The organism is Streptomyces sp. x-19 (genome assembly GCF_046549115.1).
GTDB classification, from domain to species: domain Bacteria; phylum Actinomycetota; class Actinomycetes; order Streptomycetales; family Streptomycetaceae; genus Streptomyces; species Streptomyces albulus_C.
Window position 1 is genome coordinate 386,724 of record NZ_JAJPWK010000006.1, and the last position, 17,338, is coordinate 404,061.

5 protein-coding genes are annotated in these 17,338 nt (G+C 73.8%); 1 reads left to right on the plus strand and 4 read right to left on the minus strand.

From position 1 onward, the window contains the following. Positions 1-32 precede the first annotated feature (32 nt). Entirely contained in the window at positions 33-1,421 is a 1,389-nt protein-coding gene (locus ACLJT4_RS18775) for a cytochrome P450 (RefSeq protein ID WP_038521790.1), read from the plus strand. Between the two features lie 75 nt (positions 1,422-1,496). Here the strand turns inward: ACLJT4_RS18775 and fabD are convergent, their stop codons facing one another. Genes fabD through ACLJT4_RS18795 form a run of 4 tightly spaced genes read right to left on the minus strand, consistent with a single transcriptional unit; the run spans position 1,497 to position 17,337 of the window. Beyond that, complete coding sequence (gene fabD / locus ACLJT4_RS18780; RefSeq protein WP_411123402.1) at positions 1,497-4,853, minus strand: ACP S-malonyltransferase; 3,357 nt, start codon at positions 4,851-4,853, stop codon at positions 1,497-1,499. Then, a complete protein-coding gene (locus tag ACLJT4_RS18785; protein ID WP_411123403.1) occupies positions 4,850-6,247 on the minus strand; it encodes an MATE family efflux transporter in 1,398 nt (465 codons plus the stop codon). Before ACLJT4_RS18785 ends, fabD begins: the two co-directional genes overlap by 4 nt. Beyond that, positions 6,244-12,219: an amino acid adenylation domain-containing protein gene (locus ACLJT4_RS18790; protein WP_411123404.1), complete on the minus strand. Its 5,976-nt coding sequence runs from the start codon at positions 12,217-12,219 to the stop codon at positions 6,244-6,246. Before ACLJT4_RS18790 ends, ACLJT4_RS18785 begins: the two co-directional genes overlap by 4 nt. Before the next feature lie 27 nt (positions 12,220-12,246). After that, complete coding sequence (locus ACLJT4_RS18795; RefSeq protein ID WP_411123405.1) at positions 12,247-17,337, minus strand: beta-ketoacyl synthase N-terminal-like domain-containing protein; 5,091 nt, start codon at positions 17,335-17,337, stop codon at positions 12,247-12,249. Between the last annotated feature and the right edge of the window lies 1 nt (position 17,338).

The following is a 17,338-nucleotide window of genomic DNA, read 5'->3' on the forward strand; positions in this document are numbered from 1 at the left end:
CCGGCCGGCGCGGACGAACGGACGGAGAACCGATGACCACCACTGAGCAGATCGCGGCGTTCGCCGACGTCCCGGGCCCGCAGGGCAGCGGCGTCGCGGGCGTCGCCCCCGAGTTCCTGCGCGACCCCATCGCGGTGCTGGCGCGCGCCCACCGCGACCACGGTGACCTGGTCGCCTTCCCCTTCGGTCCCCGCAAGGGCCCGCTGGGGAAGGTCGTCGTGGCGGCGTACCACCCCGACGCGGCCCGGCAGGTCCTCACCGAGACCGAGCGGACCATCGGCCGCGGCCCGTCCAGCACCCAGGTACTGGACGACATGATCGGGCGCAACCTGATGACCACCGACGGCGCGGAGTGGCGCCGCCAGCGCCGCACGCTCCAACCGCTGTTCACGCCCAAGCGGGTCGCGCAGTACACCGACCTGATGGCGGCCGAGGCGGCCCGGATCGTCGCCGAGGACGTACCGGCCGGGACCACCGCCGACCGCGTGGACCTGCACCGGCTGATGCTGCGCTACTCGCTGCGGGTGGTGGGCCGGGCGCTGTTCAGCGGAGACATCGACTACACCGCGCCGGAGCTGCACAAGCTGATCCCGCTCACCAACGAGCTGATCATCGGCCGGACCACCCAGCTCCTGAAGCCGCCGCTGGCCCTGCCGACGCCGCGCAACCGCGCGTTCCTGCGCACCAAGGCCCAGCTGTACGCCCTGATCGACCGGATCCTGGCGCGCAGCGACGCGGAGGCCGGCGGGGCCGAGCGGGACGACATCGTCACCCGGCTGCGCACCGCCCGGGACCCGGAGACCGGCGCGGGGCTCTCGGACGCCGAGATCCGGGACCAGACGCTGCTGATGATGATGGCCGGCCACGAGACCACCGCGACCGCGCTGACCTTCGCGCTGCACCTGCTGGGGCGCCACGCCGAGGTGCAGCAGGCGGTGGCCGACGAGGCGCTGGAGTACACCCGTGGGGGCGGCACGCCGGCGGAGTTCGCGCAGCAGCGCGAGTCGCTGGCGCGCGCGAGCCTGCTGGAGTCGATGCGGCTCTACCCGCCGGTCTACATGACCGAGCACCTGGCCACCGCCGACATCGTGCTCGGCGGGTACCGGGTGCCGGCGGGGACCGCGGTGTTCCTCTCGCCCTGGGTGACGCACCGCCACCCGGAGTTCTGGCCCGAGCCGGAGCGGTTCGACCCGCACCGCTTCGTCGGCGAGCACGACCGGCCCCGCTACGCCTACCTGCCGTTCGGGGGCGGTCCGCACGTCTGCATCGGCGAGCACTTCGCGCTGCTGGCCGCCACCGTGCTGCTGGAGGCGGTGGTGCGGAAGTTCCGCATCGAGTCGCTGGAGGAGTCGATCTCCTACCAGCAGACCGGCAACCTGCGGCCCGACAAGCCGGTGTGGGCGGCGCTCACCGCCCGCTGAGCCCCGGCACGGCGGCGCGCGCCCGGCGGCCCGCCGGACCCTTCGGGGGTCCGGCGGGCCGTCGTCGTACCGGGGTCAGTCGGCCCGGCCCACCAGGGTGGCGAAGCGGTCCCGCAGGAGTTGGGCGGCGGACGTCATGAGCCGGTCGGCGACCACGTCCACGTGGCGGCCGCGCCAGTCCTCCAGGTCGGTGCCGCGCACCCAGGCGTTGAACGCCCCCAGGGCGGGCCCGCAGTACACGGCGTAGTCGACGCGGCGGTCGGGGTCGCCCTGGGCCGCGAAGTCCAGGCAGCGGTCCAGGTACCAGCGGAAGACCCGCGCCATCCGCTGCTTGCCGGTGTACTGCCCGGGCGCGGCGGTGGCACCGTGGTCCGCGGCGAGTTCGGCCCAGACCTCGGCGAACGGGCGGCGCAGGTACTTGTGCTCCACCTGGTCGCGGGTGGCGGCGTCCACCTCCTCGAACGCGGCGTGCCGGCGCCACAGTTCGTGGAGCTTGGCGGCGCGGGCGGGCTGGAACACCCCGCGCTTGAGGGTGCGGACCCGCCCGCCGAGCTCGAACTCCTCGCCCCACGGGGCGGCGTCCACGTCGTGGACCTCGGCGTCCTGGAGCATCTGCTTGACGGCCTCGCTGGTGGCGGCCTGCACGGTGCACTGGTTGACGGAGCCGGTGAGCAGGAACTCCGCGCCCAGCAGGAACGCCGAGGCGGCGGCCTCCGGGGTGCCGATGCCGCCGGCCGCGCCCACGTGGACCCGGGGGCCGGCGGTGGCCAGTTCGTCGCGCAGCCGCAGGACGGTCGGCAGCAGGGTGGTCAGGTCGCCGGTCGCCTGGTGCCAGCCGTCCGCCTCCACGCACAGGTCGTCGGCGACCGGCAGGTCGCCGTAGCGGGCGATCTCGGCCTCGGTGATCTCCCGGCGTTCCAGCAGCCGGTCCACCACGGCGCGCGGCGGCGGGGAGAGGAAGGCGCGGGCGGTGTCGGCGCGGGACGCCTTCGCCAGGACCCGGCCGCCCTTGAAGCGGTACTTCACCAGGGCCGGGGTGATCTGGAGGAAGCCGGACGCCTCCACGGTGCGCACGCCGAGCCGCAGGAACAGGTCGACCAGCGCCGCCTCCCGTTCGGGGTCGGCGTGCTGGTGGAGCAGGTTCGCCCCGAAGGGGGCGTCGTCGCCGAGGGCGGCGATGACCGTGCGCAGCCCGTCCTCGACGTCGGCGAGGGGCAGTCCGCCGGTGCCGAAGAAGCCCAGTCCACCGGCCTTGCCGAGCCTGATCAGGAGGTCGGCGCCGGAGACGCCGCGGTACATGCCGCCCGCGAGGTAGGCGTGGCGCAGGCCGTAGCGGCGGCGGAAGCCGTCGGCGCCCAGCGCTTCGGCGTCGAGGGCGGTGGTGGCCCGGGGCGCGGGGGCGGCGACCGCGGGTTCCGGGTGGGGGGCGGCCACCGGTTCCGGGCGGGGCCGGGCGACGGGTTCGGGGTGCGGTGCGGGCGTCGGCAGCGGGGTCGGGGCGGGCTGCGGTTGCGGGGTCGGGACGGCCTGCGGTTGCGGGTGGGGGGCGGCCGCGGCGGGTCGGGGCTCTTCGATGCGCAGCGGGGTCGCCCGGTCCCGGATCTTCTTGACGAGTTTCGTCAGGACGGTTCCCGGACCCACTTCCTCGAAGGTGAAGTCCTCCTGCTGTCCCATGAGGTAGCGAACGGTGTCGATCCACTGCACGCCGCTCCATATCTGGCGGGTGAGGGTATCGGCGATGCGGTCCGGTTCGTTCGGATAGCAGCGGGCGTCCGCATTGGAGACGACCGGAATGCTCGGCGCTTTCAGTTCGAACTGCGCGAGGAATGCCGCGAATTCCTCGGAGGCCGGTCGCATGAATTCCGAGTGGAACGCGCCGCTTACCCGAAGCCGGGTGTAGAAGGCGCCGTCGGCTTCGAAGAAGGCCCGCGCCACATCGATTTTGTCGCGCGCCCCGGTGAGCACGAACTGTTCCGGTGAGTTGTAATTCGCGATGGTGAGTCCGGCGAGTTCCGGCCGGCGCAGGGTCTCCTCGACCTTCGCCTGGTCGCAGCCGACGACGGCGGCCATGCCGCCGCCCTCGGACCGTGCGGTCAGCTGGGCCCGGTGCCGGACGAGCCGCAGCCCGGTCTCGAAGTCGAAGACGCCGGCGGCGAACAGCGCGACGTACTCGCCCAGGCTGTGCCCGATGACGTACGACGGTGGCTCGGGGTCCTCCTTGAGGCGCTTGAGGTAGGACAGCACCCCGACCGTGTAGAGCGCGGGCTGGGTGAACTGCGTCAGGCTGAGCTCCTTGTCGGGGTCCTCGACGCACAGCCGCTCGATGGAGTAGCCGAGCACCGCGTCGGCCGTGGCGGTGTAGTCGGGGAACTCCTCGAAGAGCCCCTTGCCCATGCCCTTGACCTGCGAGCCCTGCCCGGGGAAGCCGTAGACCTTCATGCCCTTGCCTTTCGCCTCGGTGCGCCGCGGCCGGCGTGCGGTGATCTCCTGGCGCACGGCGGCCAGCAGCGCCGCGTTCCTGCCGAAGGGGCTGAGCAGGGGTAGGGAGACCGACGCCGAGCCGGGTGCGAGATTGTTGCGGACGAAGTTGTGCAGCGTGCCGGAGGGGCCGAGGTCCAGGTAGCGGTAGGAGCCCTGGTCCTCCAGGCCGGTGACCGCGCGCTGGAACTCGATGGGTTCGCGGGCGACCCGCCAGAAGTGCGCCGCGCTCAGTTCCGTCAGCGGCCCGCCGGTGGCGCAGGAGACCAGCGGGAGCGCCGGCCGGCCGATGCGCACGTGCTCCATGGTGGCCGCGCAGGCGGCGTGGGCGGGGTCCATCAGCCGGGAGTGGAAGCCCTGTTCGACCGGCACCCGCTGGTACGGGACGCCGTCGGCGCGCAGCCGGGCCTCGGCGCCGAGCAAGGCCGCTTCGGCGCCGGCGACGACGAAGTGCTGGTCGTAGTTGCGGGCGGCCAGGTCGGTGTGGTCGCGCAGTTCGGGCAGGGTGTCGTAGAGGGCGAGCGGGCCCAGGACGGCGAGCATCCCGCCGCGCGGGCAGTCGTCCAGGGCGCGGGCCTGGCGGATGAGCATCCGCAGGCAGTCCTCCTCGGCCAGCGCCCCGGAGAGCACGCCGGTGACGAACTCGCCCAGGCTCGCGCCGAGCAGCAGGTCCGGCTGGATGCCCTCGGCCATCAGCATCTCGGCCAGGGCGAGTTCGACCATGACGATGGCCGGGTGGGTGACGGCCGTGTCCAGGAACGGCTGGGCCTTGGAGCGGTCGTCGTCGTAGAGGGTGTCGAGCACCGAGGTGCCCAGTTCGTCGCGGACCACCTCGTCCATCCGCCGCATGGCCGCGGCGAAGACCGGCTCGCCCTCGTAGAGGTCGCGGCCCATCTGGTAGTACTGCGAGCCCTGTCCGGAAAACATGAAGACGGTGCTGACCCCGTCGGTCATGGGGAAACCTCCTGGGTGTCGGGGTGCGGGCCGGTCGCGCCGGCGGGTGGTGCGGGGAGGTCGGCCACGGTGCGCCGGAAGCGCCACCAGTGGAGGGCGCCGACGACGGGGACGACGACCAGCCCGGTGCTCCAGGTCAGGCCGAGGCCGCCGCCGGCCCGCATCGCCAGGTAGGACAGCAGGACCATCACGACCATGCCGGTGCCGGTGACCACCAGGGGCCAGCGGGTGTTGCCGGTGCCGCGGACGCCGGCGGACTGGACGAAGAGCACCGCCCAGAACGGTTGGGCGAGCGCGAGCATCCGCAGGGCGTCGGCGCCCGGGCCGGTCACCGAGGGGTCGTCGGCGAACAGCCCCATGATCTGCGGCGCGAAGACCAGCACCACCACGGCCTGGACGACCAGTGCGCCCACCGCCCAGCGGGTGGCGATGCGCAGGGCGGCCACGCCGTCGTGGATCCGCTGCGCGCCCACGCTCTGTCCGACCAGCACCATGGCCGCGGTGGAGAAGCCGATACCGGTGAGGAAGAAGATCGACATGGCGTTCTGCACGACCCGGTGCGCCGCCAGGGACGCCGTGCCGAGGTGGGCGATGACCGCCGCCAGGAACAGGAAGGCGCCGGACGTCAGGACCTGCTCGATCACCGCGGGCGCGCTGATCTTCCAGATGCGGGCGCTGGCGTCGCCGCCCAGCCGCCAGCCGCGACCGCCGATCGACACCCCGTTGCGGCCCTTGACGAGCAGGGCCAGCATCAGGGCCAGGGCGATGGCCCGGGCGATGAAGGTGCCCCAGGCGCTGCCGACGGCGCCGAGTGCGGGCAGCCCGAACGAGCCGTGGATCAGGGCGTAGGCCAGCACCACGTTCAACACGTTGGCCAGCGCCGTGATCAGCATCGGGCTGCGGGTGTCGCCGATGCCGCGGAGCACGCCGCCGGCGGTGTAGAGGCCGACCAGGACCACGATGGTGGCCATGGTCACCTTCAGGTACTCGGTGGCGATCCGCGCGACCCCGGCGTCCATGCCGAAGAGCCCGATGACGGGCCCGGCGAGCAGGTAGCCGAGGATCGCGACCGGCACCGAGAGCACCGCGGTGAGCAGCAGTGCCTGGCGGGCGAGGCGGGCGACGCCGGGCAGGTCCCCGGCGCCGAAGACCTGCGACACCAGCACCGAGACGCCGATCGAGAGCGAACCGAGCACGGCGAGCAGGAAGAACAGCACCTGTAACGCGCCGCCGACGCCCGCCAGCGCCTCGTCGCCGAGGCCGGAGACCAGGTAGGAGTCGACGACCTGCATCAGGGCTTCGAGGAGGTTCTCGGCGATCACCGGGAGGGCAAGCACCAGCACCAGCTTGCGGCGGGCGCCCGTCGACAGGGGGGTGGCGGTGGTCGAGGTCATCGCGCGACCTCCGCACGGCGGCCGGCGTCGGCGAGCAGGGCGCCGAGGGTGCGGTCGGGGTCGGCGACCAGGTCCGCCAGGAGCCGGGCGAAGGCGTCGAGGCGGGCCCGGCCCCGGCCGGGCGGGGCGTCGCCGGAGTAGGAGTTGAGGTTCAGCACGAGGTGGGAGTCCATGAAGATCGCTTCGATGCGCAGGGGGTGCTCGGTCTGGTTGATGAACTCCACCGGCTCGGCGCCCAGTTCGTCGCCGAACCGGCCGAAGAGCGAGGGGAGTTCGGGGAAGGTCTCGTTGACGAGGTAGCTGTCGAAGAGGAACTCCTCGCGTGCTCTGCCCGCCCACTCGTACAGGCGGCGGACCGGGACGTGCTCGTGCCGGGCGATCTCGCCGACCTTGTCCTGGAGCGCGTTCAGCCACTCCCGCACCTTGGCGTCCGGGGCGACGTGCACCCGGACCGGGAGGATGTTGAAGAACTGGCCCACCCCGCGGTCGACGTCGACCAGGGAGCTGCCGCGACCGGAGAAGACCGCGCCGAAGACGACGTCCGGGGCGCCCGACTCGGCGTACAGCGACAGCGCCCACGCGGCCTGGAGGAAGGTGAACGGGGTGAGTTCGTACTCCTTGGCGAGGGCGGCCAGGGCGGTGGTGGTCGCGTCCGGCACCAGCAGCCCGTCGTGCAGCAGGTCGGGTTCCTCGGGCACCTCGGGCACCTCGGGCACGGGGGTGCGCGCGGCGCGGGGGGCGACCAGGGCCGGGGCGGGCAGCGCGAGTCCGGCGAGTTCGGCACGCCAGAACTCCTCGGCGGCCCTCGCGTCGCGCCGGTGCTGGGCGACGCAGAAGTCGCGGTAGACGGTGTCCGGTGGCACGGTCGCCGGTTCCCGCCCGTCGGCCAGCGCCTCGTAGGCGTCGAACAGCACCGCCATGATGAGGGGGTAGCTCCAGCCGTCCTGGAGGGCGAGGTTGAACATGTACAGGTATTCGTAGGTGTCCTCGCCGGTGCGGAACAGCGCCACGTGGGTCTGCGGGGTCCGCGCCGGGTCGAAGCCCCGGCGGCGGCGGGCGGCGACGTACGCCTGGAGCCTGCGGTCCTGTTCGGCGGGCTTCAGGTCGCGCCAGTCGGCGCGGTGCACGTCGAGCACCACCTCGGGGTGGACGACCTGGAGCGGCTCGTCCAGGCCCTCCCACAGGAACGAGGTGCGCAGGACCGGGAAGCGGTCCACGGTGTGCTGCCAGGCGCGGGCGAAGGCGTCCGGGTCGAAGCCCGCGCCGGTGATCCGCCACCGCTGGTGGACGACGTTGGCGCCGGGCTCGCGGGTGTGCAGCAGCCGGTGCAGGACGGTGTCCTGGGTGCTGCTGAGCGGGTAGGCGTCCACCGCGTCGGGGAAGGTCTCGCGGGCCCGGCGCAGCGCCTCGGCGTCCGGGGTGGTGTCCGGGGCGGCTGCCCCGGTCGCCCCGGCGCCGCGTTCGCCGGCCACCCGGGCCAGTTCGGCGACCGTCTTGTAGGTGAAGACGTCCTGGGCGGTGAAGGCGAAGCCGCGCTGGTTGGCCCTGTTCACCAGCCGGATGCTCAGGATCGAATCGCCGCCCGCCTGGAAGAAGTTGGTGTGGACGCCGGCTTCCTGGCCACCCAGCACCTCCGCCCACACCTCGGCCAGGGCCGCCTCCTCGGGCGTGCGGGGGGCGACGTGGTCGCCGGTGGTGCCGGCGGCGGACAGCACCGGCAGCGGCAGCGACCGGCGGTCGAGCTTGCCGTTGGCGTCGGTGGGCATCGCGGGCAGCGCCACGACCGCCGACGGCACCATGAACTCCGGGAGCCGGTCCCGTAGGAAGGTGTGCATCTGGGCCGTGAGGCGGCGGCTGAGCCGGTGCAGCGACGGGTGGTTGGCGTAGGTGTGCAGGGGCCGGGGTCGGCCGCGGTCGTCGCCGGTCGGGGCGCCGGGGGCGCCGCGGTGCAGCAGCACGTCGTAGCTGCCGTCGGTGCGTCCGCGGCTCCAGCGGACCTCGGCGCGGTAGCCCGCCTCGGCGGCCAGGCGCCACCACTGCTCGGGGTCGGCCGCGTCCTGGGCGCCCGGGGCCGTGTGCTGGCGCAGCTCCGCGGCGGTGGCCGCGGGCGGCAGGGTGCCGAGTGCGGCCCGTGCCCCGTTGGCCTCGTGGAGGCGGGGGTTGGGCACGTCCTCGATGAGCAGGGCCTCGGGCGCGTCGTCGGCGAGGAGGCGCCGGACGGTCTCCGGTGCGCTGGCGGTGCCCCAGGCGAGCCGCCGTGGTGCGAGGGGCGTCGGGGGCTCCTCGCCCACGTGCAGGGCCACGTCGTAGCGGTAGCGGGTCAGCTCGTTGGCGTGGTCGCCCCGCTTCATCATCACCTCGACCGCGGCCAGCCGCGGCAGTTCGTCCCGGAGCACCTCGAACAGCTCCGGGTCGACGGCCAACTCCTGCTCCTGGGCGAGGCGTTCGGCCACCCGTTGGCGCAGTTGGGCCACCGGCAGCGCGTCCGGTGCGCGGTGCGTCTCCACTTCGGTGTGGAAGGTCTCCAGCAGCGGCAGGCTGCGCAGGTCGCCGAGGAAGAGGGTGCCGCCGGGGCGCAGGCGTGCCACGGCCCGCTCGATGACCGACCTGAGGTAGGTCACGTCGGGGAAGTACTGGGCGACCGAGTTGATCACGACGACGTCGAAGGCGCCCTCCGCCAGCCCTTCGAAGTCATCGGCGTCCCGCTTCTGAAGTTCCACCCGGGCGGTGCCGGTGAGCGGTCCGACGATCCGGTCGCGGACGAAGTCCAGGCCCTGTTGGGAGATGTCGGTGCCGAGGTAGTACGTGCAGTGCGGGGCGATCCGGGACAGCAGCAGGCCGGTGCCGCAGCCGATCTCCAGGACGCGGTCGGGGGCGAGCGCACGGATGCGGTCGACGGTGGTCTCCACCCACACCCGCATCTCGTGCGCGGGCAGCGGCTCGCCGGTGTAGCTGGAGTTCCAGCCGACGATGTTGAAGTCGCCGTCGTCGGTGCCGGGTTCCTCGGTGTAGGTGCGGCTGAAGACGCTCTCCCACTCGGCCACCTGCTCCTCGCCGTCGGCGTCCGCGTCGGCGCCCGGCTGGGGCACGACGTAGGCGATCAGCCGCTTGTGCTCCTCGGCGCCGTCGTCGCCGTCCGGCCCGGTGCCGCGGGCGAGCACCGCCGCCTCGCGGACGTCGGGGTGTGCGCACAGGGCGGTCTCGATCTCGCCGGGTTCGATGCGGAAGCCGCGGACCTTGACCTGGAAGTCGGTGCGGCCGCGGTACTCGATGGTGCCGTCCGCGAGGTAGCGGGCGAGGTCACCGGTCTTGTAGAGCCGCCCGCCGGGGGTCGCGTCGAACGGGTCGGGGACGAACCGCTCCCGGGTCATCTCGGGCCGGTTGTGGTAGCCCTGGGCCACCTGGACTCCGCCGATGTACAGCTCGCCGGGGGCACCGGCCGGTACGGGGTTGAGGTACCGGTCCAGGATGTGGATGCGGGTGTTGGCGACCGGTCGGCCGATGGGGACGACGCGCGGGCCGCCGGTGGGCGGGCAGGCCCAGTGGGTGACGTCCACGGCGGCCTCGGTGGGGCCGTAGAGGTTGTGCAGCCGGGCGGTGGCCAGCCGTGCGTAGAACCGCTCCTGGGTCGCGTACGGGAGGGCCTCCCCGCTGGCGAAGACCCGGACGACCGAGCCGGTGGCCGCCTCGATGTCCGGCTCCTCCAGGAAGACCTGGAGCATGGAGGGCACGAAGTGGAGCGTGGTGATGCGCTCGTCCCGGATGAGGCCGGCGAGGTAGCCGGGGTCCTTGTGGCCGCCGGGCCGGGCGAGCACCATGCGGGCGCCGGTGATCAGCGGCCAGAAGAACTCCCACACCGAGACGTCGAAGCTGAACGGCGTCTTCTGCAGGACCCGGTCCTCGGCGGTGAGCCCGTACTCCTCCTGCATCCACAGCAGGCGGTTGACGATCGCCCTGTGACTGATCCGGGCGGCCTTGGGCTTGCCCGTGGAGCCGGAGGTGTAGATCAGATAGGCGAGGTCGTCCGGTCCGGCGAGCGGCTCCGGCGGTTCGGTGCGGTGCCCGTCCAGCGCCTGCCAGGTCGCGTCCAGGCACACCGTGCGGGCGGTGTGCGCCGGCAGTGCGGCGCACAGCCGTTCCTGGGTGAGCAGGATCTCCGGGGCCGCGTCGGACAGCATGAACGCGAGCCGCTCGGCGGGGTAGCCGGGGTCGACGGGGACGTACGCGCCGCCGGCCTTGAGGACGCCGAGCAGGGCGACCACCAGTTCCAGGGAGCGTTCCATGCACACCGCGACCGGCTGGCCGGGGCCGACGCCCAGGTCCCGCAGCAGGTGGGCGACCTGGTTGGCCCGCCGGTCCAGTTCCGTGAAGGTCAGGCCGGTGCCCTCGAAGCGCACCGCGAGTTCGCCCGGCGCGGACCGCGCCGCCCGGTCGGCGACGAGGTCGTGCAGGGTGCGCCGGCCCGGTTCGCCGAAGTCGCGGGCGGTGCGGTTCCACTCGACGAGGACCTTGTGCCGCTCGGCGTCGGAGAGCACCCGCAGGTCGCCGATGCGGCGCTCCGGGGCCTCGGCGACGCTGCGCAGCAGGACGAGGTAGGCGTCGATGAACCGGGCGATGGTGGCGGGCTCGAAGATGTCGGCGTTGTACTCGACCGAGCCGGTGAGCAGCCCCTCCCGCTCGGCGAGGGAGATCCACAGGTCGAACTTGCTGGTGCCGTTGCGGATCTCCTGCACCGGTCCGAGGATCGAGTCCGCGCCGGCCTCGTCCGCGGGCGCGGTCTGGAGCGCGAAGCACACCTGGAACAGCGGGTTCATGCTCATGCCCTGTTCCGGGCGGAACTCGTTCACGAGGATCTCGAAGGGCACCTCCTGGTGGGCGTAGGCGCCCTTGGCGACCTCGCCGACGCGGTCCAGGACCTCCGCCATCGTCGGGTTGCCTGACAGGTCGGTGTCGAGCACCAGGGTGTTGACGAAGAAGCCGATGAGCCCCTCGATCTCCTTGTGGTGCCGATTGGCGATCGGGGTGCCGATGGCCACGGTGTCCTCACCGGTCCACCGGTGCATCAGGACCTTCAGCGCGGACACCAGGGTGACGAACAGGGTGCTGTGGTGGGTGCGGCTCACCTCGCGCAGCGCGTCGGCGAGCTCCGGCTCCAGGTCGAAGCGGGTGCTGCCGCCGCGGAAGGTCTGGACGGGCGGCCGGGGGTGGTCCAGCGGCAGTTCGGAGCCGGGCGGACGGTCGCCGAGCCGGCCGCGCCAGTACGCCAGGCGCTCCTGGAGGGCCCGGCCGCTCATCCGCTCGCGCTCCCACAGCGTGTAGTCGGCGTACTGGAGCGGGAGTTCGGGCAGCGGGGAGGGCCGGCCGGCCTCGTACGCGGAGTTGAGCAGCAGCATCTCCCGCACGAAGTTGTTGATCGACCAGCCGTCGGTGACGATGTGGTGGGTGTTCAGCAGGAACTCGTGGGCGTCGTCGGCCAGCCGGTAGAGGGTCACCCGTAGCAGCGGCCCCTCCTTCAGGTCGAAGGCGCGTTCCGCCTCCTCCCGGGCCAGGCGCCGGAACTCCGGCTCGCGCTCCTGCGGGGGCAGGCCGGTCAGGTCGACCACGGGCAGTGGCAGGGTCAGGCTCGGGGCGATCTCCTGCCACGGCTCGCCGGCCTCGCTGGGGAAGGTGGTGCGCAGCACCTCGTGGCGCCGCACGACCTCGTTGACGGCGCGGGCCAGCAGCTCCGGGCGGAGCGGGCCGTTCAGCCGGAAGGCGAGCGGCACGTTGTAGGCGGGGCTGTCGGGCACCAACTGGTCCAGCGACCACATGCGTTGCTGGTGGAAGGAGAGCGGCAGGCGCCCCTGCCGGGTGCGCCGCGGGATGGCCGTGCGGGTGCCGCCCTGGGCCGAGCCCTTCAGCTTGGCCAGCAGGGCGAGCTTCGACGGCGAGAGCTGGGCCCGGCGGGCGGCCAGCACATCGTCCAGTGACATGGGATTCCTCTTCTCGGCGCGGCCGGGTCAGTGGGCGAACATGGCCCGCACGGTCTCCTCGGGCAGTTCGTCGATCTTCTCGATGACCTCGGTCTCCACCAGCCGGGCCATCGCGAGGACCGTGTCGGCCGTCATCAGGTCGCGCAGTTCCAGTTCGAAGGGGAGGCCGTCGTTGAGCCGGGCCTTGATGCGGGACGCCATGATCGAGTCGCCGCCGAGGGCCTGGAAGGAGTCCTCCGGCCCGACCTGGGCGACGCCCAGGACCTCCTGCCACGCCTCGCGCACCAGGCGCTCGATGTCGTCCCCGGTGCTCTGCTCGACGGTGCCGCCGGTCGGGGCCGGGGCCGCGGCGGGCGTCTCGACGGGTGCCTGGGCGGGTGTCTGGGCGACGGGTGCGACAGGTGCGGCGGGCGCCGGGGCGGGCCGCGGGGCCGGGGCCGTCACCGGTGCCGGCTTCTGGACCGCGGCGGGCGCCGGGGCCGGGGCCGGGGTCACGGCGGGCGCGGCAGGCACGGCGGGGGCGGCGGCGCGCGTCAGGTCGACGGGCGCGCCGTCGCTCTCGGCCAGCAGCACGCTCTCCGAGAGCCGGTCCTCGCGCAGCGGCATGCCGGAGAGCACCCGCATCCCGCGGAAGCCGACCCGCTCCGTGGCCCGGCGCCACATCGGCACGCTCAGCAGCGGCGAACCCGGCAGCCGCTCGTCCTCGAACGCCCACCAGCCCTCCAACAGGCCGAAGGCGATGGTCAGCAGCTCGTGCAGCCGGGTGATCTCGAAGAGGGCGAGCAGGCCGCCGGGGCGCATCAGGGACTTGGCGTGCGTCAGGGTGCGGCCGATGTCCCGGGTCGCGTGCAGCACGTTGCTGGCGATCACCACGTCGACCTCGCCGGCCGCGAAGCCCTGCTCCTGCGGCGAGCGCTCGACGTCCAACTGCCGGAACTCCACGAAGGAGTGGCCGCCGTACTCCTTGGCGCCGTACTGGACGAAGCTGCTGCCCAGGTCGGTGTAGAGGTAGCGCAGCCGGTCGGCGTGCGGTTCCAGGGCGGCCAGCACCCCGCGGCTGGTGCCGCCGGTGCCCGCCCCGATCTCCAACAGGGTCACCCGGGCCTGCGGGTCGCGGGCCAGCCGCTCGCGCACGTACGCGTCGACGACCTGGACCATCAGCGCGTTGGTCTGCTGCTGGTTCTTGTAGATCTGGTCCATCAGGTCGAAGGAGCCGCCCGGGAAGAGCACGTCGAGCGGGTCCTTGCGGCCGGTGAGCACCTGCGGGTAGGCCCGCAGGCAGGCGTCGAGGACGGCGAGCAGGCCGTCGTTGTCGGGGGCCCGTTCCAGCAGGGCGCGCTTGCGCGCGGCCAGTTGGTCGACCTCGGCCTGGAGGTCGTGCTCGGTCACCTCGGCGGTGATCACCGCGTCGCCGTCCAGGCGCACGTAGCCGGCCTCGGCGAGCAGGCCGAGCAGCGCGTCGAAGAGCCGCCCGTGTTGTGGGGCGACCGCGAGCCGGTCCCGCAGCCCGTCCCGGGTGGTGCGTTCGCCGGCCTCGCACAGCGCCCCCATGGAGCGGAAGGTGCTCAGCAGCGAGACCCGGCACACGTGGCTGAGTTCGGCCACCGTGTCCTGGTAGGCGGACAGGTCCGTCAGGCTCGACTCGACCTCGTAGACCCGCGGCCGGGTGACGACCGCCTCCTCGACCTCGGCGAGCAGCGAGGGCGCGGCGGGCACCGGCGGCCGGCCGGCGGGGGCGGGCTGCGCCGCGGCGGCGGCCGGGGCCGGGCGCCCACCGGTCAGCGCGTCGGTGATCCAGTGGCGCTCGCGGGCGAACGGGTAGGTGGGCAGCGGGGTCCGGACCGGGCGGCGCGGGTGCAGCAGGTCCCAGCTCACCGGGACGCCGCTGACCCACAGTTGGGCCGGCTCGGTGAGGTCCCCGCCGTGCACCGCGGCCCGGATCACCTCGTCCGCCCGGTCCCCGACGAGCTCGCGGTCCCGGGCGGCGCGCTGCTCGGTGGTGTTGCCGTGGAACAGCTTCGGCGAGGGCGTGCCGGCCAGGAACGCATCGAGTTCGGCGGCGAGTTCGCCCAGGTCGCCCGCGACCACCGCGAGCCGCTCGGCCAGGGCCTCGCGCCCGGTCAGCAGGGTGTGGGCGAGTGCGTGCAGGGGCGGCAGCTCGCGCGGTGCGGCGGCCGGCGCGGACCCGCCGGGTCCGTCCACGGCCCGTTCGGCGGCGTGCAGGTGGCGGGCGAGTGCCGTCAGGGACGGGTGGTCGTGGACGGCGGTGGGCGGCAGGGACAGTCCGAACTCCCGGCCGATGCCCAGCAGCAGGCGGGCGCCGGCGACGCCCTCGAAGCCCGCGGCGGTGAGGTCCGCGTCGGGGTCGAGGTCCGCGGGGGCGACGCCGCGGACCTTCGCGGCGAGCGCGGTCAGCTGTCGGAGCGTGCCGTCGGGCGCGGTCGCACCGCCGGTCGCGGACGGCGCGCCGGCGACGAAGTCCCGCAGCCTGGCGGCGTATTCCCGCAGCCGGTCGCCGTCCCGGGCGGAGAGCACCACCACGGCGGGCCCGGTCAGGCCCGCGGAGCGGTCCCGCACGTCGCGGTACTCCTCCAGCACCACGTGGGCGTTGGAGCCGCCGGCGCCGAAGCTGGAGACGCCGGCCCGCCGCGGGATCTCCTGTCCGCCGACCATCGGCCGCTGCCAGGGCCGCAGTGCGGTGTTGACGGTCAGCGGCGTGGCGGTGAAGTCGATGCGGGGGTTGGGCTCGTCGGCGTGCAGGGTCGGGACCAGTTCGCCGTGGCGCATCTGGAGCAGCACCTTGGTCACGCCGGCGATGCCGGCCGCGGCCTCCAGGTGTCCGATGCCGGACTTCACCGAGCCCACGGCGACGGTCGGGGCGCCGGCGGGGCGCGCGCCGAGCGCCCGGGTGAGACCCGCGACCTCGATCGGGTCGCCCAGTTCGGTGCCGGTGCCGTGGGCCTCGACGTAGCTGACGGTGGCCGGGTCCACGCCGGCGTCCTGGAGGGCCGCGGCGATCACGTCGTGCTGGGCCTGCGGGTTGGGGACGGTGAAGCCGCTCGCCTTGCCGCCGTGGTTGACCGCGGTGCCCTTGATGACCCCGTGGATGTGGTCGCCGTCGCGTTCGGCGTCCCGCAGCCTCTTGAGGACGAGCACGCCCACGCCCTCGCCGGGGACCATGCCGTCGGCGCCGGCCCCGAACGCGGCGCAGCGGCCCTGGGCGGAGAGGAACTCGCCCTGGCTGAGCACCAGGTACTTGTTGGGGTGCAGGGAGAGGTTGACCCCGCCGACCAGTGCCGCGTCGACCTCGCCGGCGCGCAGGGCGCGGGCCGCCAGGTGCAGCGTGGTCAGCGAGCTGGAGCAGGAGGTGTCCACCATCATGGACGGGCCGTGGAAGTCGCAGACGTAGGAGACCCGGTTGGCGATCGAGGCGCCGCCCGCGCCCAGGCCCACGCGGCGCCCGTCGGGACCGGTGTGCTCGGCGGCGAACAGCGGGTAGTCCTGGAACATCACCCCGGCGTAGACGCCCACGCTGCCGCGCAGCGCGGCGCGGGTGTACCCGGCGTCCTCCAGGGCGGACCAGGAGTGTTCCAGGAACAGCCGCTCCAACGGGTCGATGGCGACGGCCTCGCGCGGTGCGATGGCGAAGAACAGCGGGTCGAAGCGGTCGGCGCCGTCGATGAACCCGCCGCGCTCGCAGTAGCTGTAGCCGAGTTCGCCCGGCCGGCCGCCCCGGTAATCGGCCGGGTCCCAGCGGTCCTGCGGGATCGGGGTGACGCAGTCGCGGCCACCGCGCAGGTTGTCCCAGAAGGCGTCGAGGTCGCCGGCCCCGGGGTAGCGGCCGGACATGCCGATGACGGCGAGGTCGGTGTCGTCAGTGGCGCCGGTGGCGGCGGTGGCGGCGGGTGCGGCGGAGTCGGCAGGGGCGGCGGGGGCGGCCGTGGGTCGGGGTGCGACCGCGGGCGCCGCGCCGGTGCCGGTAGCGGTGGCAGCGGTGCCGGTGGCGGTGGCGGTGGCACGCACCGCGAACTCCGCCTGCGGGAAGGAGGTTTCGAGCCATCGGGCGAGCGCCTCGACGGTGGTGTGCTCGAACAGCAGGGTCGGCGGCAGCGTGCGGTCCAGTCGCCGCTGGAGCGCGCCGACCACGCGCAGCAGTGCGGCGGAGTCCAGGCCCATCTCGTAGAAACCGGCCCGGGTGTCCACGGCGGTGGGCGCGGTGGCCAGTTCGTCCGCGAGCAGCGCGCACAGCAGGAGTTGCGCACCGCCGCCCGGCGCGGGTGCGACAGGGGCCGGGGTCGTGGCGGGAGCGGGGGCCTGCGGGGTGCGGGCCGGCTTGCTCGTGAAGCCGCGCAACTCCGCCACCTGCCGCCCGTGCTCGTCGAAGAACTCCAGGGACAGCGACAGCAGGTCGTTCGTGCGGCGCACCGCGTCGGCCGTGATCCGGGCCTGGCAGCGCGCGGTGAGCGGGGCGCTGATCCGGAACGACTCGTAGCACAGCGGGAGGTGGAGCGGCTGGCCCTGCCGGTCGCGGGAGTGCGCGTAGCCGCCGGCGACGGCGCAGGCGTCCAGCAGGGCGGGGTGGGCCAGGAACTCCCCGGCGTCCGCCCTGGCGGCCGCCGGCACCTCGACGTCGATGAGGACGGCCGCCGGGAGGTGGTGGACGCGGCCGAGCGCCCTCATGGCGCCGCTGTGCGTCAACTCCTCGGTGCGGCAGTGGCGGTAGACCTCGTCCAGGTCGGTGACCTCGCGGGCCGCGGCCCGCTCGGTGGCCGGGTCGATGCGGGCGTCGAAGACGGCGGGGGCGCCGCGGTGCACCTCGGCGGAGGCGTGCAGCACCGGGGCGGGGCTGCCGGCGGCGGTCACCTCGACCCGCCAGACGCCCGGCCGGTCCTCCTGCGCGGTGACGGTCAGCGGCACCGACGCGCCGTCGGGCACCGCCAGCGGCGCGGTCAGGGTCAGGTTGCGCAACTCCAGCTCGGTGAAGCGGTGCCCGTGCTTGGCGAAGACCTGGAGGATCAGGTCCACGTAGGCCAGGCCGGGCATCAGCGCCCGGCCGCGCACGACGTGGCCGGCGACGAAGGGGTTGCGCTGCGAGAGGTCGAACTGTGCGGTGAACAAG